The organism is Acidisphaera sp. L21, assembly GCF_009765685.1.
GTDB lineage: Bacteria > Pseudomonadota > Alphaproteobacteria > Acetobacterales > Acetobacteraceae > LMUY01.
Window position 1 is genome coordinate 14,310 of record NZ_LMUY01000003.1, and the last position, 18,621, is coordinate 32,930.

The window sequence follows — 18,621 nt, forward strand, 5'->3', positions numbered from 1 at the left end:
GGTGATCCACGCCGCCAAAGATTTGCGGGTGGAGGAAGTGCCCGCAATCTCCCCCGGGCCAGGGGAGGTGCGCGTCGGCATCCAGGCCGGCGGCATCTGCGGCTCGGACATGCATTATTACAGCCATGGCGGCTTCGGCACCGTGCGCGTCAAGCAGCCGATGGTGCTGGGGCACGAGATCGCTGGCACGGTGCTGGAGGTGGGCAGCGGCGTCACCAACGTCAAACCTGGCACCCGGGTCGCGGTGAACCCCAGCCGGCCGTGCGGGCATTGCAAATACTGCCTCGAGGGCAATCGCCATCAGTGCCTGGAAATGCACTTCATGGGCAGCGCCATGCGCTTCCCGCACGCCCAGGGCGGGTTCCGCCAAAGCCTCACCTTCGCCGCGGCGCAAGCCATTCCCATCGCCGACGGCATGACCATGGGCGAAGCCGCCTTTGCCGAGCCGCTGGCCGTGTGCCTGCACGCCGCCAGCCACGCCGGGCCGTTGCAGGGCAAGCGCGTACTCGTCACAGGGCTGGGCCCGATCGGAATGCTGTGCCTGCTGGTCGCCCGGCATGGCGGTGCTGCGGAGGTGATCGCCACCGACGTCGCCGACTACCCTCTCTCGGTCGCCCGGCAGGTCGGCGCCAACAGCGCCATCAACATCTTGGCCGAGCCGGATGCACTCACACCCTACAAGGCGGACAAGGGCACCTTCGACGTGCTGTTCGAGGCATCCGGCAACGAGGCGGCCCTGGTCGGCGCGTTGGAGTCGATGCGACCCGGCGGCATCGTGGTGCAGGTTGGCCTGGGCGGCGACATGAAGCTGCCGATCAACCTGATCGTGGCGCGCGAGATCCAACTCCGCGGCACCTTCCGCTTCGATCGGGAGTTCGCGCTGGCGGTGGAACTGATGGGCAGTGGCGCGATCGACGTCAAACCGCTGCTATCGCGCACCGTGCCGTTCCAGAACGCGACGGAGGCCTTCGCCCTGGCACAGGATCGGTCGAAAGCCGTGAAGGTGCAGTTGGCGTTCTAGGCGAGTGGGGCGGGTTTGATCCCGCCCCCGTAGCACTCAGTCCTTGTAGGACGGGTCGACCTTGTCCAGCTTGCGCAGCAGCGCGGGCCAGGCGGACACCACCTTGATCTCACCCGGCTTGCGCTCCCGGCGGGACGACATCTTTTCGTAGGTCTTCTCCGACACTTCGGTCGGCGGGAAGCGCAGCTTGGTGTTGGCGGACAGCGCCATCACCTGCGTCTGGCACGACCGCTCCATCCGCCACAGCAGGTTGAACGCCTCCCCCACCGACTGGCCGCACACCAGCAGGCCGTGGTTGCGCAGGATCATCGCGTTTTCCATGCCGAGGTCGGCGACCAGGCGTTCGCGCTCGCCCTCGTCATCGGCGATGCCTTCGAAATCGTGGTAGGCGACGTGCAGGAAGCGCATCGTCGTCTGCGCGATCGGCAGCAGGCCGCATTCCATCGCGGACACCGCCATGCCGGCCTGCGTATGGGTGTGGGCCACACAATCCACGTCATGCCGGGCAGCGTGGATAGCGCTGTGGATCACGAACCCGGCGCGGTTGACGCCATACTCCGTGGCGTTGAACAGGATGTTGCCGTCCAGATCGATCTTTAGCAGGCTGGAGGCAGTGATCTCCTCATACAGCATGCCGTATGGGTTGATCAGGAAATGCCCCTCCTCGCCGGGCGCCCGGCAGGAGATGTGGTTGGCGGTCATTTCCGTCATGCCGTACATCTCGGTCAGCCGGTAGGCGGCGGCTAGCTGCACGCGGGCCTCCCACTCGGCGGGGCTCACGCTCTCGCGAACCGACTTGACGATCTTGAGGGCCGGGGTTTGCAAGGCCGGGGTTTGCAGGGCTGCGCTCATGGGTGCTTTGCTCCTTCTGAACTTACGCTGATGTTGCAGCGACGCTACGCTCGGATCTTCATTCTGTCACCCACGAACCAATTCAATGTCTGGAGATGCGGCCTATGACCGATTGGAAGCATGACGGCGTCCGGGTGATCCCGGGGGACCAGTTGGATGTGAACACGGCCCAAACCAAGGGCATGAACCGCGCCGCCGCCATCAACTTCGCCCGCGTCGGCGCGCAGAAGCTTTGGGCGGGCACGGTGCATATCCATCCCGACGCCAAGACCGGCGCGCATCATCATGGCGAGTTGGAGAGCGTGATCTTCGTCGTGAAAGGCCGCGCCCGTATGCGCTGGGGCGAGGCGCTGGAGTTCACGGCCGAGGCCGGACCCGGCGATTTCATCTTCGTGCCCCCCTTCGTGCCCCACCAGGAGATCAATGCCAGCCCAGATGAGGTGCTGGAATGCGTGTTGGTGCGCAGCGATAACGAGGCCGTGGTGGTGAATCTGGACATCGCGCCGGTGGAGACGCCGCAGACGGTGCCGTGGATCGACCCGATCCATAAGGCCTAGCGCCCGAGCGGCTGGCACGCACATTGCCTGCCCCGGCGTTGCGACCATCGCGCTGCCTGTAGGAGAATGAAGTTGCCAGCCGCCCGTAAGATGCCCCTGGTCGCCTATCTGAAGGCCGGGCCGACCGCCAGCTATGCCAGCGCGTGGCGCTACCCCGGTGCCCCGCTGGACGACATCTGGACGCCGGAGCGGTACGAGGGCCTGGCCCGGGCGCTGGAATACGCCAAGTTCGACGCCGGGTTTTTCGCCGACAGCCAGGGCGTCACCGACATCTACAAGAACAGCTACGACGACTATCTCGGCCGAGGCGGCCAAATGAGCCTGATCGACCCGATGATCGTGCTGCCGCTGATGGCCCGGGTCACGAAACATTTGGGCCTCGCCAGCACGTTATCCACCACCTTTAATGAACCGTATCAGCTCGCCCGCCGCATTGGCTCGCTGGACCTGATCAGCGGCGGCCGGGCCGCCTGGAACGTCGTGACCTCCGCCACCGACTACGAAGCGCGTAACCACGGCCTACAAAACCTGCCCCCCAAAGAAGAACGCTACGACCGGGCAGACGAGGTGCTGGAGGCGTGCTTCGCCCTGTGGGATTGCTGGGACGAGGACGCCGTGGTGTTCGACCGGGAAAGCGGTGTGTTCGTCGACACGTCCAAGGTGCGGTACGCGAATTATTCAGGGCGTTACGTGCAGGTCCGCGGCCCGATGACGATTCCGCGCACGCCGCAAGGCCGCCCGGTGATCATGCAGGCCGGCGCCTCCCCACGCGGACGGGAATTTGCGGCGCGCTGGGCGGAACTGGTGTTCTGCTCGCACGCCACCAAGGAGGACGCCATCGCCTACAGGGACGATATCCTCGCCCGCGTTGCGGCGCTCGGGCGCAAGCCGGAGGAATGCCGGATCCTGCCATCCTTCTCCGTCGTGGTGGGAGAAACCGAGTCCATCGCGCGGGAAAAGGCCGAATATCTGGACTCACGGCTTGACCCCGAACTGGTGCTCGCGTCCAGCTCAGGCCTATTGGGCGTCGACCTCAGCCGGGTGGAAACCGCCGAGCAGGCGGAGGCGGAGGCGGGCAACCAGGGGATCGCCGGGTCACGCGACCGGATGAGCCAGGTGGCGAAGGCGCAGGGCATCAGCTTCGGCCAGGCCGTGCGCAAGGCGCGCAAGCTGTTCCACGGCACGCCGAAGATGATCGCCGACCACATGGAGGACTGGTTCCGCAGCGGCGCCTGCGACGGCTTCGTGTTGCCACCTACGGTCTTCCCCGGCACCTACGAGGAATTCGGCCGCATGGTGGTGCCGGAACTGCAGCGCCGAGGCATCTTCCGCCGCGAATACGCCGGCAAAACCCTGCGGGACAATATCAGGAACCCTGGCTAAGTTCTTGCAAGGCCTCGATCGAAATGTGGCAGCGGATCTGGTGTCCATCACCCAGATCCCGCCATGGCGGCGCCTGTTCCAGACAAACCTGCCCAAGCTGGCGGTGGCAGCGCAGGGCAAAGCGGCAGCCCTCTCCCGGGTGCACCGCGCCGGGCTCGCCAGGCAGGCGCAGACGGTCCCTGGCGCGGCGGCCGATGACGGGCACGGCGGACAGCAGGGCCTGGGTATAGGGGTGGAATGGCGGGTGCAGCACGATCGCGGCCGGCCCCACCTCCATCAGCGCGCCGCCATACATCACGGCCACACGATCAGCGACATGGGCGATGACACTGATGTCGTGGCTGACGAACAAAAGCGCCAGGCCGAGCGATTGCCGCAACTCCGCCAGCAGATTCAGCACCGCGGCCTGAACCGACACGTCTAACGCGGACACTGCCTCGTCGCACACGATGAACTCCGGCCGGCTGGCGAGCGCGCGGGCAATGCCGACGCGTTGCTTCTCACCGCCCGATAGCTGGTGCGGGTAACGGCTGGCATAACTGGCGGGTAGGCGCACCAGCTCCAGCAACCTTGCGATCTCGGTCCGGGCTGCCGCTCCCCGGGCGATGCCGAAATGCTCCAGCGGCCGGCGAAGGATGGTGCCGACGGTTTGGCGAGGGTTTAATGCAGTATCAGGATTCTGGAAGACGATCTGGGCACGGCGACGGAAGCTGCGTGTCGGATCGTTGGGGATCGCCTCGCCGCCAAACGCCAGCGAGCCTGCGTGGGACGCAATAAGACGCAACAACAGCCGGCCGAGCGTCGACTTTCCGCAACCGGATTCGCCAACCAGGCCAAGCACCTCACCCGGCGCGATGGTCAGCGACACCGCGTCCACGGCCTGCACCGCCCCGAACCGCCGGCTCAGACCCTCCGCCACCAGCAAGGCGCCGTCACGCACGGGTGGTGGCGGCAACGGCGCAGGCGCGGGCCAACTGGCGCCCTCCAGGGCAACGGCGCGGTGGCAGCGGACGAGGTGGTCGGCGCCGGTCAGCATCTGCGGTGCCTCGCACCCGGCGGCGGCGAAGGCGCAGCGGGGCTGGAAGTTGCAGCCCGCCACCGGTGCGGTCAGGTCGGGCAAATTGCCAGGGATAGGTGACAGCAGCCCGGTCTCGTCCGGCCGCGGCAAGGCGGCCAGCAGCCCGCGCGTATAAGGATGGCGGGATCGGCCGAGCACGCCGGGCACCGGCCCGTCCTCCACCACCCGGCCCGCATACAGCACCGCCGCGCGGTCGCACAGCCGATCGACGATGCCCAGATTATGGCTCACCAGCAGCAGCGACAGGCCGCGTCGGGCTCGCAGGTCGGCCAGCAGGTCCAGGATGCCCGCTTCCACCGTCACGTCGAGTGCGGTCGTTGGCTCGTCGAGCAGCAAAAGGTCCGGGTGGGCCGCCAAGGCCATGGCGATCGCCACACGCTGCTTCATGCCGCCGGAAAGCTGGTGCGGGTAGCAATCCATCAGCGCACTGGGCCGCGGTAGCCCGACCTCCGCCAGCAACTCCGTCGCCTGAACCCGGGCGGTGGCGGCAGGCAGTTTGCCATGAATCACCAGCGGCTCGGCCACCTGCCGCCCGATGGCCAGCGCCGGATTGAGCGAGGACGACGGATCCTGGAACACGACGGCCAGCCGCCGTCCCCGAACCTCGGCGGCCCGGGTGCGTAGGTCGATCCCGTCGAAGCTCATGCGCGCGGCGTCCACCCGGGCGCGACCCAGCAGCCCCAGCAGCGCCAACACGACGGTGGATTTGCCCGACCCGGACTCGCCCACCAACGCCAGGGCGCCACCGGCCGGCACGGACAGATCCACCGATTGCAGCGCCTGCACCAGGCCCCGCCGGGTTGGAAAGGCGACCGACAGGCGTTCGATCGCCAGCAACGGCTCAGCCATGCGATGGGTCCAACCGGGCACGCAGCCCCTCGCCCACCAGGTTCACCGTCACCAGCAGCACGCACAGGCACAGGCCCGGCGCCAAACCGATCCACGGCGCCTGGTCCAGAAACTCCCGGCTTTCCGCAATCATCACCCCCCACTCGCTGGCCGGCGGCTGCGGCCCCAGCCCCAGGAACGACAGGGCGGAGCCGAGCAGGATTGCGAACGTCACCCGCAACCCACATTCCACAATGATCGGCGGCCAGGCATTGGGCAGGATCTCCCGCGCCAGGATGGAGGCAGCGCTTTCCCCGCGAGCGCGCGCGGCCTGGACGAAATCCTCTTCCAGCAGCTCCATCGCCACGGCCCGGGTCAGCCGCAGCATGATCGGGATGTAGACCAGGCCGACGGCGATGATCGTCTTCAGCGTGCTCGGCGGTGTCACCGCAAGGATCAGCAGGCCCAGCAGAATCGGCGGTAGCGACAGCAGCAAATCAGCCACGCGCAGCACCAGTGTGCCGCCCCAACCGCGGTTGAACGCGGTGAACAGCCCCAGCGGGACGCCGCCTACCAGGCTCACCAGCATGGCGCCAAACCCGATCAGCAGCGACAGATGTGCGCCCGACAGCACGCGGGACAGCACGTCCCGCCCGAACTCGTCGGTGCCGAAGGGGTGCAGGAAGGTCGGCGCGGCGAAGCGTAACCGCACGGCGAACCCCGCCGGGTCATACGGGGTCAGCCAGGTGCCGATGATGGCAGCCAGCACGATCAACGATAGGGCGGCAATGCCCGGCCAAAACAGCTTCATGAACGGGGCGTCACGCCGATGCGGTGTAGCGGATGCGCGGGTTCAGCGCGGCGTAGGCCAAATCGGCCGCCAAATTCGCCAGTGCGTAGATCGTGGTCAACACCAGCATTCCTGCCTGCAGTAGCGGCAGATCGTGATGCTCGATCGCGAACACCAGCAGGCGGCCAAGGCCGGGAATGGCGAACACCGTTTCGATCACGACCACGCCGCCGATCAGCAGCCCGAAATCGATCGCCAGAATGGTGATGGCCGGCAGCATCGCGTTGGGCGCCGCATGCCGCCACAGCACCCGGCGTTCGCTCAGGCCCTTGGCCCGCGCCATCAGCACGTAGCGGCTGCGCAACGCCTCCAGCATGGCGGCCCGCGTCAGGCGAGACACGTGGGCGATCAGCCCCACCGCCAGCACCAGCACTGGCAGCACCAAATGCGACACCCAGGCGCCGAACCCGTCGCTGATGGGAGAATACCCGGTTGCCGGCAGCCAGCCGAGCATCGAGGCGAACACCAGGATCACCAGGATCGCCCAGAAGAAATCCGGCACGCCGATGAAGATCAGTTGCGCCAGCCCCAGCACATGGTCTGCTGGCCGACCGGCATGCGTCGCGGCATGCACGCCCAGGCCGATGCCGCCCACCGCGACGAGGGCGAACGCGAACCCCGCCAGGATGGCGGACCGACCAACCGCTTCCGCAATCACCGGCCCCGCCGGGCGATCCATCGTCAGCGACTGGCCTAGATCGCCATGCAACAGGCCGGACAGCCAGTGCCAATATTGCAGCCAGAGCGGATCGTGCAGGCCGAGCTTGACTTCAAGCGCCGCGACCGCAGATGGCGTCGCAAACTCGCCCAATATGGCGTACGCGACGTTGCCCGGCAGGATGTGGACGATGCCGAAGATGAGCACCGTGGTCGCGGCGACCACCGCAACCACGCCCAACAGACGCCGCAGGATGTAGGCAGTCACCCCGGATGCGTCAGGCGACGACCGTCGTGCGCAGGTCGAACCAGCGCATCGGATGCGTCTTCACCCCCGTCACCGACTTGCGATAGGCGCAGGCGAAGTTCACCGAGTAGGCGATGTAGCCCGCCGGGTCGGCATTCAACGCTTCCTGCATGGCAATGTAATGCTTGCTCTGCTCCGCCGGGTCACCCGCCAGGCGGCCGGCAGCCAATGCCTCGTCCACCTTGGCGTTCTTGTAGTGCCACAGGCGGCTGTTCCAGCTTCCGGTGGTGTGCAGGAAGGGGAAGGTGCTGGTGTCGATGGTGGGGCGGGCGAAATACCCGTCGATGTACAGCGGCGCCTTGCCCGACACCTCGGCATCGAAGCTGCTGTACGACACGCGCTGCACTTGCAGATCGAACCCGGCCGGCTTGGCAAGCTGTTGCAGCGTCACGCCCAACCGCTCCCGCACCGGGCGACCGACGGGCACGATGATGGGAACGGACACACCGTTCGGGTAACCCGCTTGCGCCAGCATCTTCTTTGCGGCGGCCGGGTCGGTGGCGGCGATCTTCACGGTCTTGGCGTAGAACGGGTGGGTCGGCGGGATCATGCTGATCGTGGGGGCACCCTGGCCGAACAGCGTCAGTTCCACCACGTCCGCCTTATCGACGCCCAATTGGAAGGCGGCGCGCACCAGCGGGTTGTTGAAGGGCGGGATCAGATTGTTCATGATCGCCGCGTCCCACGAACCGCTCGGCACGCTTTCGACCCGCAGATCGTTGCGGGCGGCTAGCGTCTTCACCTGCTCCAGCGGCAGATCCCACACCACGTCCAACTCGCCGGACTGCAGGGCTGCCAGCTTGCTGCTCATTTCCGGGATGATCCGCAGTTCTACACCCTCCAACTTGGGCATGCCGGGCTCGAAATACTCGGTGTGCTTGGCCAGGATCAGCCGGTCGCCCGGCGTGTAGGACACGAACTTGAACGGCCCGGTGCCGATCGGCTTGGTGGCAAGCTGGTCCACCTTGCCGCGCGGCACGATCTTGACCTGGCGGTCGGTCATGATGTCGGCAAACCCGCCATAGGGGTAGCTGAGCGTGAACACCACCGTGTGGTCGTCCGGCGCCTCCACGCCCGTGATCATGTCGTAATTGCTGCGGGACGGTGCTGTCGTCGCCGGGTCCATCAGCCGCTTGAACATGGCAACCACGTCGGCCGCCACCATGATCGACCCGTCATGGTATTTCACGCCCTGACGCAGATGAAATGTCCAAGATTTCAGGTCGGTGCCGTACTCCCATTTCTCCGCCAAATCGGGCTGGGTGGTCAGGTCTTCCGCCATGCGGGTCAGCCCGTTGAAGACCAGGTTGTCGTAGATGTATTCGTCGCCGATCGTGGTCAGCAGCGGGTCCAGCCGGCTGAGCGAGGTGCCGATGCCGACGCGCAGCACGTTGCTGGCGGCGCGGGCGGGCCGGATGGCCGGTAACGCCACCACACTCCCGATGGCGGCCCCGATTGCCGCGCGGCGGGTCAGTGTCATGGCGTGCTCCTGTCGGACAGATCTGCGGTGAACATGACCCCGCCATGCAGGCGGTATGCCACGCGGTTTCGCAACGGTGCCCTTGATGTCCTGGCGCAGCCGAACCATGTCACCGACAACTTGATCCGGGCCCCTCTGACGTGGACGATGGCACAAGCCATCCAACCGCGTGATGTCGGATCGCCGTGACCCACGCTGGAATGCGTTTGGGTTCGGTCGACACGCGGGCCCGACACGACTAGACGACCCCCCGCGACAGACCGACCCGGTTCCAGCTGCGTCACGCAACGCAAAGGAGCCGCCTGTTGGATTACGATCACCCCGCGCCCGAACCCCACAGCCAGCACCGCGAGCGACGGCTGGCCCTGCTGATCCGCCGGCTGCCGCACCGTGTGCAGGGCATCGTGCATTGGCTGCGGCGACCCTCCGCGCGATGGGTGCGCATCCCCGCGGGCATTCTCCTCATTCTCGGTAGCGTCCTGTTCATCCTGCCCGTGTTCGGCTTATGGATGCTGCCGTTCGGCCTGATCCTGCTGGCCGAAGACGTCGCGCCCCTACGCCGGCTGACCGATCGCTGGCTGCATTGGATCGAGCATCGGCGCCCGCACTGGATGGGCCTGCCCGGCACCGCCAGGCGCGGGTAGCCCGGCCATGGCATGGTTGGCGGATCCCCATATTTGGGCCAGCTTCGTGACGCTATCGACGCTCGAGATCGTGCTGGGCGTCGATAACCTGGTGTTCCTCTCGCTCCTGGCCGGGCGACTGCCCCCGCTGCAGCGCGCGGCGGGGCGCCGGGTCGGCTTAGGCCTGGCCTTGCTGACCCGGCTGGCGCTACTCGGATCGATCTCGTGGCTTGCCAACCTGACGCAGCCGGTGATTGCGGCCGCAGGCCACGACATCTCCCTGCGGGACCTGATCCTACTGGGCGGCGGGTTGTTCCTGCTGGTCAAGGGCACGCGCGAAATCCTGTCCACGATCGAGGGGGAGGCCAAGCCGAGCGACGCGGGCGCTGCCACCCCCGGCTTCTTCAGCACGATCGTGCAGATCGCGTTGCTGGACATCGTGTTCTCCTTGGACAGCGTGATCACCGCCGTGGGCATCGCACAGGATATCTGGGTGATGGTGGCGGCCATCGTCCTGGCGATGTTCGTGATGCTGCTGGCATCCACGCGCCTGGCCGCGTTCATCGAGCATCATGCCTCGGTGAAGATGCTGGCGCTGGCCTTCATTCTGCTGATCGGCTGCGTGTTGGTGGCGGATGGTGCCGGACTGCACATCCCGCGCGGCACCATCTACGCGGCGATGGGTTTCGCCGTTCTGGTGGAAAGCCTTAACCTGCTGGCGGCACGTCGCCGCCACCAGGTTAAGCGGGCGCCTACCCCGGCGAGCCGGGTCGCGCTGCGGTTCTAGTCCAGCTTGATGTCGTAGAATTGCGGAAATCCACTGCGCATCCCCGTGACGTCGCGGCGATAGGCGGTGGTTGCGTAAAAGGCGCCGAGCGGCAGGTAGGTCGCATCCTGCCAGAATTGCAGTTGCAGCCGCTCACAGGCCGCCTTCTGCCCGGCGAGGTCGGGTGCGGCGAACCAGGCGTCGCGTGCCTCCTCCAGTTTTGGGGCTTTGGGCCAGCCGAACCAGGCCTGGTCGCCATTGCCACGAATGCCCAATTGGCCGGCGGGATCAAAATTGTTGGTGCCGTTGAGGAACGTCACGAAGGCCGACCACCCGCCCTGGTCGATTGGCTTTCGGCTGGACCGGCGCTGCACGACGGTCCCCCAATCCACCGATTGCACGTCGACCTTCAATCCCACGCGGGTCATGACATCGGCCGCAACGATACCCAACGGGTTGATGCCGGGGTAATCCGCGGGCGTCAGCACCACGACGGTTTCGCCCTTGTAGCCGGCGTCGATAATCTCCTTGCGCACGCGGTCCAGGTCCCGCGCTTTGGTCAGTACCTCGATCCCTGCCTGGGACGCCATCGGGGTGCCCGGGCTGAACACCCCGACGCGGTCCTTCCACAAATTGTGGTCATCGCCGGCAATCGCGGTCATGAAATCCGCCTGGTTGATGGCGCCCAGCAGCGCGCGGCGGATGGCGGGGTTGTCGAACGGTGGATACAGCGCATTGAACCGCAGCACGCCGATGCCGCCACCCGGGTCCAACTGGCGGGATTGCATGGTCTTGCCCCGACGCAGCAGCGGCAATTGGTCGGGCGTGATTTCTTGCCACCAATCGACCTCGCCCTGCATCAAGGCGGATAGCGCGGTGCTCGGATCCGGGACGACCTGCCATTCCACCCGATCGATATGCACCACTTTCGGCCCGGCGGTGAAACTGCCGACCCCATCCGGTCGCGGCACATAGCCGGCAAACTTCTTATACACCACGCGGGAGCCAGAGACGTGCTCGTCGGCGGCGTAGGTGAACGGGCCGCTGCCCACCATCTCCGTCACCTGCTTGTTCGGGTCGGTGATGGCCAGGCGCTCGGGCATGATGGCGGGCATGATGGTGCCGCTTTTGCCCAGCGCGTTCGGCAGCAGCGGAAATGGCTTCTTCAGCCGGAACTCGATCACGCGATCCGACGCGGCGCGCATTTCATCCGTCGTGTCCATCAGCGCCCGGCCGAACGCATCGCGTGCTGCAAACCGCTTGATGCTCGGCACCACATCTTGCGCCCGCACCGGCTCGCCATCGTGGAAGCGCAGGCCCTCGCGCAAGGTCAGCCGCCACAGCTTGCCGTCATTCTCGACGGTGTGGCCCTCCACCATCTGCGGCTCCATGGCGAAGGCATCGTTCTGCCCATACAGCGTGTCGAACACGAGGTAGCCGTGGTTGCGGGTGACGGTGGCAGTGGTCCAGATCGGGTCGACGATCGTGGCGTCCGATTCCGGAATGAACTTCAACGTCTTGGCGTCGGCGGCGCGGCCGATATGGGGCGCAGCCAGCACGGCGGCGCCGGTTGCCAGCAGGGTACGACGACGCATCGGTAAGTCTCCACGGTTTGCGTGGCGGTACGCTATCACAGGGCTGTCCCAATCGCTGCCCCAATGCTTTGACACGCCCATCCGCGAAGCCCAGTGTCACCATCAGCCACGAGATCGCTCCGCCAAAGCAGCAGAACCGGCCCCTTCGCGAAGGGAGCGATCCGTCCCGGTTGGACCTGATGTGCGGGCAGCGAAATCAGGCAACAAGGTGAACGACCATGGGTAAAGGCGACAAGCAGCACGGCAATCGCGAGGCGAAGAAGCCGAAGGCCGATAAGAAACTCGCACCACCGTCAACGACGTTCCTGAAGCCCCAGGGCGACCTTCGCAAGCCACCGGGCAAACCGCCGGCGAAATAGCGCCTGCAACTCACTCGACCCCGATCGAAAGCGCGATCTGCCGCCTGATGCCGCGGAGCTGGTCCGCCGTGATTCGGGACGCGGTCGGGCGCAGCCGCTGCTTCGACGTCGTCGTCACCAGGTGGGACGCTGCGTAGCAAGGCTTGCGGCAGCCATTCTCCGGTGTCGGCTCGATCCGCACGGCAAGGTCTTCGATCACGAGCCCTGCATCATCGGTCAGTGGTACCAGGATGACGTTGGGATAACTCGGCGCGAACAACCCGGTATCTTCGACGACGACCGCAGGGCGAGTTTTGTTCGGCTCTTTCGGCCGCGCGTCGCCACGCCAATCCGCCAGAACGATGTCGCCGGCACGTAGAGCGAAATGGCTCTGGTCAGCCGGCATCGGCCCGCGGCGTGCCCCAATCCTCGTAGAACGCCCTGCCCTCTGCCGACCCTGCGAGGGTCGCCCCGACCGTCTCGCTGGCTGCCCGGATCCGGGCCCGCCGCGCCTCGCGGGCAGCGCGCGTTGCCATGTCCCGCAGCAGGGTCGCAAGCCCCACTCCCTGGCTGCGTGCCTGAGCCTCCAACTCCTCTCGGGTTTCATCATCGAGCCGGATCGAAATCGGAACGCCCATCTCCGCCTCTCCGTGTAGTGCACGCTCACACTACACCCTCGTAGTGGCATGGACAACCAAGGTGAACACCCAAGGTGAACACGTCGCCATCACTTGGCACGCGGGGCCAACCCGGCCTTGGCGCAGGTTTCCGGCTGGTCGCCACCGAACCAGGCGTCGATCAGGAACCCCAATTTATCGAGGCCGGACGCATCGAGCCGCCCAGTGATGGCACGAAACGGCCCCTCCACCAGCACCGGCACCGATACGGGGGAGCCGGAGACCTGCACCAGCGGGTGCAGCTTCAGGGCGACGGTCTCCTTGCCCAGATCGATCTCCCCAGCCCCATCCAACTCCAAATAGGTCGTGTTGATCGCCAAGGTCGGGAAGCGGCCGACGCCGTTCTTGAATGCGCCCGCCACGCCCAGGCAGGCGATCTTGGTCTCCCCGCCGGCAGGCACCGTGATGTTCATCGTCTGCAGCGCCGACCCGGTGAGCGCCAGCAACGCCGCATTGCTCACACTGCCGCCGGTCATCGCTGCGGTGAGGCTACCGTCCAGCGTCGACACCAGATCGTGCGGGCTGCGGCCGGTGGCGTGCAGATCCGCCTCGATCCGCACCGTGCCGCTCGCGGCGCCGGGCAGCCCGGCGTAATGCGCCAGCAAGGCGAGCGGAATGCCCGGGCCGTGCACCGACAGGCTCGCCGGCACCTCGGTCCTCGATGCGTCGGCACCGAAAGAAACGCTCAACGGCCCGGCGGGCAGCGACATCTGCAGGCGCGGCACTTCCAACCGGCCGCCCTTCAGTTCCACCGCCAGGTCGACATTGTGCCAAACCTCGTCCTGGAAGTGCACGCTGGCCATCGTTGCCGCAACGTCGATCGTTGTGCCACGCAACGCGGCCCAGGGCAGGTCGGCATCCGAAATCACCGTCGCGCCGCGCTTGCCGGTGGAACTGCCAAGATCGATGCCGAACGCCGCCAGCATCGCGTCCAAATCCAAATTGGTGGACCGCAGCTTGCCCGACACGCCCAGCGCCGGCGTCACGTCGATCGCCAGATCACCCGCCGCATCGCCCTGATGCGAGTTGAGTTTCGCGCCCTGCCATCGCCAGGATGTGCCTGACGATGCCACGTTCAGGTGGCCGTCCCACGACATATCGGTCAGTGCCGGCAGTGCCCGGGCTACCATCGGGCCCAGCTTGGCCAGCGCCGGGCTGCGCATGGCGATCGTGGCATCCAGTCCATCGAACCCGCCCGCCTTCAGCGCCAATTTCCCCTTCACACCGAGGCTGTCCTTGGTCGTCGTCGCCACCGCCAGATCGAGTGGAATGCTGCTGGCGTCATCCAAGCGCGGCGGCACCCCGGCAGTGCCACGCAGCGTGAACGCGACTTTGCGCAGTGAGCCCTGGCCCTCGATCGTCGCGGCGCCCCCCACACCCGGCAACGCGACATCTGTGGCGCCCAGAACCAGGCCCTGGACGAGCGACGACAAGTCCGCGCTGCCGATATGCAGTTGCGTCGTGCCGATCACCGGTAGGTCGCCATGCTTGGCGCCGTTCGTCAGATGCGTCGCCAGTGTCATCCGGCGCAGCGGCGGCAACTGCATTGCCGGCAGCAGCGCGTTCAGCGCATCCAGCGCCGGGGATTTCGCGTCGATCTGCAGGTCATACTCACCAGCCAGCGTCATCGTCCCCTTCGCCGCGGCCTGCGTGTCGAAGGCATCGAACTGCAACTGCGTCTGCCACGGCGCCGTCACCCCACCGGTCGGTGTGGCGGATGCCCGCAGGTGAAATGGCTTGTTGTCCGAGTAGACAAGGACCGTATCGAGGTCGAGCGGACCACCATCCACCCTGTGATGCAGATCCAGCGACCGGATGCCCACCACCCGCGACCGACCCGGCAGCAGCAGCGTGACGATGCCGTTCTGCACATGCACGTTGCGGATCCGCAGCGCCACCGGGGCATCGCCCGGATGCGGCGAGCCGGTGTCGAAGGTCCAGTTCGGCGTGCCGTTCACGTCTTCGAAGAGGATGTTCGGCCCGACCAGGACCAGCCGAACCACCTCGATCTCCCGCGACAGCAGCGGCCACAGGGATAACTGCGCTTCGATCCGCTCCGCCCGCGCCATGTCGGGGCGGCTGCCGCCGGGCAGGTTGGCGAGCTTCACGTCGCTCACCTCGATCGTGGGCCATAGCGAGCGTTTGATCCGCAACGGCCCGTTCAGGGTCACGTCGCGGCCGGTTGCGTCCTCCAGCGCGGCGATCAGTTGCGGCTTGAAGACGTTCGGGTCGACCACCGCCACGGCGATGGCAGCCGCGCCGATCGGGCTGCCGATGATGGCTGCGATGGCGGTAAGCCACCAGCCACGCCGGGTCACTCCCGCTCCGTCTGTAGCGAGGCGACGTAACGCTCGGCAGACCGGGCAGCGATGGCGGCGGCGTCGGTCGGCACCACCCGGCCAAAGAACGCGCCGTAGATGCGATCGAATCGATAAGGCGCCACCGCAGCCGCCACCCGCCGCACCGACCCGGCAGACAGCGGAATGAAGTTCGGAAAGCTCCACATGAAGCTGACCCAGCCGCTCGGCACCACCTGCAGGATATCGCCAGTCAGCAACGCGCCCTTCCCGTCCGCACCGTCGCCCCAATGCAACACAGTGCCGCCGGGATAGTGGCCGCCGGCACGGATCAGCGTCAGCCCGTCCAGCAGGGGTTTCGTGTCGCCGCCCCAACACTGGATATGCGGCGAGCGGCGCATCTGCCATTGCCGGTCGGCCTCGTGCAGGTGGATCGGGCAGTCGAACGCCTCCGCCCAATCCACCATGGTGGTGTAGTAATGCGGGTGGGAGATCGCGATGCCCGCCAACCCGCCCAGCGCACGGATCGCCTCCACGGTCGACTGGTCCAGCAGCGAGATACAATCCCACAGGATATTGCCGGCCGGCGTCCGCACCAGCAACGCGCGTTGCCCGATGCCGAAGCCGGGCGAGGTTCCCAGCCCGATCAGCCCCGGTTCCTTCTGCCGCCAGGTGGTGAAATGGCTGGCCCGAAGCGCTGCAACCGTGGTCCAGCGCTGGCCGCCGGCGCCGATATACTGCCGCTCGTCATCGCAAATGGCGCAACTGACCGGTGGATCGGCGGACCGCTCGTACTGCGTTCCGCAGGTGGTGCAGATATAGGCGTGCATCGCAATGATCTCCGGCTTGGGCGACCATGTCTGCACAACCCACGCCGTGCAAGGCAGCCGTGATCACGGCTTCGCAATCATACCTGGGCGCAGCAACCACACCGCAGCCACGAGCGCCGCGGCAAGCAAGGCGGCAGTGAAACCCACCACGGCGTGCCACCCGGCCGCCGTCCAGAACCAGCCGCCCGCCGAACCCAACACGCTGGACCCCAGGTAATACGACAACAGATACAGCGACGAGGCATGTCCCTTATTCGCCAGCGCCATGCGTCCGACCCAGCCACTGGCAACGGAGTGGGCGATGAAGAACCCGATGGTGATCACCGCGATGCCCGCGATGATGCCCGGTAACGCCGTCAGCAGCGTCATCGCCACCCCGCCAGCAAACACCACGATCCCCGTTATCAGCACCGGTCCGCGGCCCAGCCGGTCCGCCATCGCCCCAGCCAGGGACGAGGCCACCATCCCGAGCAGATACACGATGAAGATGAGGCTGCTCCCCGTCTCGCCAAGCCCATAAGGCGGCGCCATCAGGCGGAACCCGGCATAGTTGTAGATCGTCACGAAGGCCCCCATCGCCAGGAAGCCGATCAGAAATACCAGCCGCAATCCGCCATGCCCGAGGTGACTGGCCCAGGCACGCAGATGGTAGCGCGGCTGAAACCCCGCTCGCCGTGTGAAATTGCGCGATGGCGGTAGTAGCAGAACGAACCCGGCCGCCACCCCTAGATCCAACACGCCCAGCGCCGCCAGCGCCACGTGCCAATTCGTCAACTCGCTGACCACGCCAATGCCCACGCGCCCCGCCATGCCCCCGAAAGCGGTCCCACCGACATACAACCCCATCGCCAGGCCTAGGCCGCGCGGATGGATCTCTTCCGACAAATACGCCATCGCGACCGCCGGCACCCCGCCCAACACCAATCCCTCCACCGCGCGCGTCACCAGCAGACCATGCCAACCCGGCACGAAGGCGGCCGCGATGTTCAGCAGGGCGGCCCCCGCGATGGAGCCGAACATCAGCCCGCGCCGCCCCACCGATTCCGACACCATCCCTGCGCCCATGATGGCGATGGCGAGGAAGCCGGTGGTCAGCGACAGTGCCAGTGAGCTTTCGCCCGCGGCGATGTGGAAATCCGCCGCCAGCGACGGCAACAGCGGCTGCACGCAATACAGCAGCGAGAAAGTCGCAAACCCAGCCAGGAACAGCGCCAGGCTGATCCGGCGGTACTCAGGCGACCCTCGCACGGTCCACAGCCCGGCGTCGACAGCGACCTGGTCCATCATCCTGACGCGTGCCGGACGCGCCGCCGCCTATCGATGAGCGGTCGCCCAGATGCGGATGGGCGTCGGTTTCGTCTTGCCGGCCGTGTCGAGATGTTCGTAGCTCGACGTGATGTCGATGCGGGAGAAGCCGACGGACCGCAGCATGTCGACCAACCCCTTGTCATTGGGCGCCCACCAGGTCGTGACGTCGCTATTCACGCTGTCATCGCCGAAGAAATCCCACACCGCCCTGTTCTCGAGGCCCGGCAGATACACGCCCAACGTCTCGACGATCAGCGTTTCCCTGGCCAGCGCCGCCACCTTCTTCAGCGAAAACAGCGGATCTTCGCAGTGATACAGAACCCCCAGATACATCACGATATCGAACGTGTGACCGGGCGTGTAATCCTCGACCCGGGACAACACCGGCTCGACATGGCTGCCCAAGACTTTCTTGGTCGCGTCGAATGCCCTGCGGCCAGGCTGATTGACCTCGTCGATAAGCTCCGCAGGTGGCGCATACGGATTGCCGACACGCCCCGCATCCCGCTCGCCCTGCATGTACTTCCCCAAGGCAGACCAATCGATCGCCCAGGAATGATAGTCCAATGCCACCACCCGGGAGGCGCCGCGGCGCTCTGCTTCGAACGAATACCAACCGCCGAATGCCCCGATGTCGAGGACCGTCTTGCCGGTGAAATCCGGCAGTCTCGCCCGCTCCAATTCCTGCAGGGAAATCCCCGATGACTTCCTGGCGCCTTCGATGAACAGATCGCCAAGATCAACCGAGTGCCAGATCGGCGACCCACGGCACATCAACCGAAACTCATGTTCCGTCACGCCGCTCTTGTGATCTTTATACTTATCGACGGGACGCATCGCCCGGATGAGGTCAACGTTAGACATACAACCCAAACCCCTGCGCTACGTGTTCTCGTGCACCGTTAACACGCTACCCGTGCTGCGTGTAGCGCGCCAACCCGCCGCTAGCCGGCGAATGCTGCCTGCGCGTCCGGCAGGTCCCAGATCTTGCCGATCGCTGCCGATCCAGCCGCAACGATCGCCGCCTCGTCGTGCCGCGTATAGCGCCCATCCATCACCAGCACCGCACCATCCACGATCACCTGGTCGATATTGGCGCGATTGGCCAACGCGATCAGGCCACGGCGCGGATCGAATAGCGGCTGCAGATGCGGGTGCGTCAGGTCCACTACCG

Annotated in this window: 18 protein-coding genes and 1 pseudogene; 6 read left to right on the plus strand and 13 right to left on the minus strand. The window is 66.2% G+C overall.

Features of this window, described 5'->3' with window-relative positions; all coding sequences use genetic code 11:
* On the plus strand, positions 1-1,021 hold a 1,021-nt coding region (locus GSQ76_RS00480), incomplete at its 5' end, for an L-idonate 5-dehydrogenase (RefSeq protein ID WP_158741956.1).
* Positions 1,022-1,057: 36 nt separating this feature from the next.
* On the opposite strand, the gene GSQ76_RS00485 is transcribed toward GSQ76_RS00480, so the two are convergent.
* Complete coding sequence (locus GSQ76_RS00485) at positions 1,058-1,873, minus strand: class II aldolase/adducin family protein (protein WP_158741957.1); 816 nt, start codon at positions 1,871-1,873, stop codon at positions 1,058-1,060.
* 104 nt (positions 1,874-1,977) lie between these two features.
* Here GSQ76_RS00485 and GSQ76_RS00490 point away from each other — a divergent pair, with 104 nt between their 5' ends.
* Both GSQ76_RS00490 and GSQ76_RS00495 read left to right on the plus strand, forming a co-directional pair.
* A complete protein-coding gene (locus tag GSQ76_RS00490; RefSeq protein ID WP_254070159.1) occupies positions 1,978-2,430 on the plus strand; it encodes a cupin domain-containing protein in 453 nt (150 codons plus the stop codon).
* Positions 2,431-2,502: 72 nt separating this feature from the next.
* Positions 2,503-3,813, plus strand: a complete 1,311-nt coding sequence (locus tag GSQ76_RS00495; RefSeq protein WP_216850831.1) for an LLM class flavin-dependent oxidoreductase — start codon at positions 2,503-2,505, stop codon at positions 3,811-3,813.
* Here GSQ76_RS00495 and GSQ76_RS00500 read toward each other — a convergent pair.
* From GSQ76_RS00500 to GSQ76_RS00515, 4 genes are read right to left on the minus strand one after another with little or no spacing between them, the layout of a single operon-like run.
* Entirely contained in the window at positions 3,797-5,740 is a 1,944-nt protein-coding gene (locus GSQ76_RS00500; protein WP_158741960.1) for an ABC transporter ATP-binding protein, read from the minus strand. The two genes, GSQ76_RS00495 and GSQ76_RS00500, sit on opposite strands and share 17 nt — an antisense overlap.
* A complete protein-coding gene (locus GSQ76_RS00505; RefSeq protein ID WP_158741961.1) occupies positions 5,733-6,530 on the minus strand; it encodes an ABC transporter permease in 798 nt (265 codons plus the stop codon). The genes GSQ76_RS00500 and GSQ76_RS00505 overlap by 8 nt, the downstream gene beginning before the upstream one ends.
* 10 nt (positions 6,531-6,540) lie before the next feature.
* Complete coding sequence (locus GSQ76_RS00510) at positions 6,541-7,494, minus strand: ABC transporter permease (RefSeq protein ID WP_158741962.1); 954 nt, start codon at positions 7,492-7,494, stop codon at positions 6,541-6,543.
* Between the two features lie 10 nt (positions 7,495-7,504).
* Positions 7,505-9,013: an ABC transporter substrate-binding protein gene (locus GSQ76_RS00515; RefSeq protein WP_158741963.1), complete on the minus strand. Its 1,509-nt coding sequence runs from the start codon at positions 9,011-9,013 to the stop codon at positions 7,505-7,507.
* Between the two features lie 305 nt (positions 9,014-9,318).
* On the opposite strand from GSQ76_RS00515, the gene GSQ76_RS00520 reads away from it, so the two are divergent.
* Both GSQ76_RS00520 and GSQ76_RS00525 read left to right on the plus strand, forming a co-directional pair.
* On the plus strand, positions 9,319-9,657 hold the full coding sequence (locus GSQ76_RS00520) for a DUF2892 domain-containing protein (RefSeq protein WP_254070160.1): 339 nt from the start codon (positions 9,319-9,321) through the stop codon (positions 9,655-9,657).
* Between the two features lie 7 nt (positions 9,658-9,664).
* Complete coding sequence (locus tag GSQ76_RS00525; protein ID WP_158741964.1) at positions 9,665-10,423, plus strand: TerC family protein; 759 nt, start codon at positions 9,665-9,667, stop codon at positions 10,421-10,423.
* On the opposite strand, the gene GSQ76_RS00530 is transcribed toward GSQ76_RS00525, so the two are convergent.
* On the minus strand, positions 10,420-11,997 hold the full coding sequence (locus GSQ76_RS00530; protein WP_158741965.1) for an ABC transporter substrate-binding protein: 1,578 nt from the start codon (positions 11,995-11,997) through the stop codon (positions 10,420-10,422). The two genes, GSQ76_RS00525 and GSQ76_RS00530, sit on opposite strands and share 4 nt — an antisense overlap.
* Positions 11,998-12,215: 218 nt before the next feature.
* Between GSQ76_RS00530 and GSQ76_RS30840 the strand changes: the two genes are divergently transcribed.
* On the plus strand, positions 12,216-12,356 hold the full coding sequence (locus tag GSQ76_RS30840; protein WP_174247265.1) for a hypothetical protein: 141 nt from the start codon (positions 12,216-12,218) through the stop codon (positions 12,354-12,356).
* A gap of 10 nt (positions 12,357-12,366) precedes the next feature.
* Here the strand turns inward: GSQ76_RS30840 and GSQ76_RS00535 are convergent, their stop codons facing one another.
* From GSQ76_RS00535 to GSQ76_RS30980, 7 genes and pseudogenes are all read right to left on the minus strand, one after another.
* Positions 12,367-12,741, minus strand: coding sequence for a type II toxin-antitoxin system PemK/MazF family toxin (locus GSQ76_RS00535; protein WP_158741966.1), 375 nt, complete (start codon positions 12,739-12,741; stop codon positions 12,367-12,369).
* Complete coding sequence (locus tag GSQ76_RS00540) at positions 12,731-12,973, minus strand: CopG family transcriptional regulator (protein ID WP_158741967.1); 243 nt, start codon at positions 12,971-12,973, stop codon at positions 12,731-12,733. The genes GSQ76_RS00535 and GSQ76_RS00540 overlap by 11 nt, the downstream gene beginning before the upstream one ends.
* Before the next feature lie 89 nt (positions 12,974-13,062).
* The gene (locus GSQ76_RS00545) at positions 13,063-15,330 is read right to left on the minus strand and encodes an AsmA family protein (RefSeq protein ID WP_158741968.1); all 2,268 of its coding nucleotides are present in this window, start codon (positions 15,328-15,330) and stop codon (positions 13,063-13,065) included.
* Complete coding sequence (locus GSQ76_RS00550) at positions 15,327-16,175, minus strand: MBL fold metallo-hydrolase (RefSeq protein WP_254070161.1); 849 nt, start codon at positions 16,173-16,175, stop codon at positions 15,327-15,329. Before GSQ76_RS00550 ends, GSQ76_RS00545 begins: the two co-directional genes overlap by 4 nt.
* 27 nt (positions 16,176-16,202) lie before the next feature.
* A complete protein-coding gene (locus GSQ76_RS00555; protein WP_158741969.1) occupies positions 16,203-17,426 on the minus strand; it encodes an MFS transporter in 1,224 nt (407 codons plus the stop codon).
* Between the two features lie 27 nt (positions 17,427-17,453).
* Positions 17,454-18,311, minus strand: a complete 858-nt coding sequence (locus GSQ76_RS00560; protein WP_158741970.1) for a bifunctional 2-polyprenyl-6-hydroxyphenol methylase/3-demethylubiquinol 3-O-methyltransferase UbiG — start codon at positions 18,309-18,311, stop codon at positions 17,454-17,456.
* A gap of 80 nt (positions 18,312-18,391) precedes the next feature.
* Positions 18,392-18,621: pseudogene (locus GSQ76_RS30980) on the minus strand (ethylammeline chlorohydrolase); the annotation flags it as partial.

Bases quoted from the DNA above. Each gene is read 5' to 3' on its own strand.
- GSQ76_RS00485 (WP_158741957.1), bottom strand. From the start codon at position 1,873: ATGAGCGCAGCCCTGCAAACCCCGGCCTTGCAAACCCCGGCCCTCAAG.
- GSQ76_RS00490 (WP_254070159.1), top strand. From the start codon at position 1,978: ATGACCGATTGGAAGCATGACGGCGTCCGGGTGATCCCGGGGGACCAG.
- GSQ76_RS00500 (WP_158741960.1), bottom strand. From the start codon at position 5,740: ATGGCTGAGCCGTTGCTGGCGATCGAACGCCTGTCGGTCGCCTTTCCA.
- GSQ76_RS00505 (WP_158741961.1), bottom strand. From the start codon at position 6,530: ATGAAGCTGTTTTGGCCGGGCATTGCCGCCCTATCGTTGATCGTGCTG.
- GSQ76_RS00515 (WP_158741963.1), bottom strand. From the start codon at position 9,013: ATGACACTGACCCGCCGCGCGGCAATCGGGGCCGCCATCGGGAGTGTG.
- GSQ76_RS00525 (WP_158741964.1), top strand. From the start codon at position 9,665: ATGGCATGGTTGGCGGATCCCCATATTTGGGCCAGCTTCGTGACGCTA.
- GSQ76_RS00530 (WP_158741965.1), bottom strand. From the start codon at position 11,997: ATGCGTCGTCGTACCCTGCTGGCAACCGGCGCCGCCGTGCTGGCTGCG.
- GSQ76_RS30840 (WP_174247265.1), top strand. From the start codon at position 12,216: ATGGGTAAAGGCGACAAGCAGCACGGCAATCGCGAGGCGAAGAAGCCG.
- GSQ76_RS00535 (WP_158741966.1), bottom strand. From the start codon at position 12,741: ATGCCGGCTGACCAGAGCCATTTCGCTCTACGTGCCGGCGACATCGTT.
- GSQ76_RS00540 (WP_158741967.1), bottom strand. From the start codon at position 12,973: ATGGGCGTTCCGATTTCGATCCGGCTCGATGATGAAACCCGAGAGGAG.
- GSQ76_RS00555 (WP_158741969.1), bottom strand. From the start codon at position 17,426: ATGATGGACCAGGTCGCTGTCGACGCCGGGCTGTGGACCGTGCGAGGG.
- GSQ76_RS00560 (WP_158741970.1), bottom strand. From the start codon at position 18,311: ATGTCTAACGTTGACCTCATCCGGGCGATGCGTCCCGTCGATAAGTAT.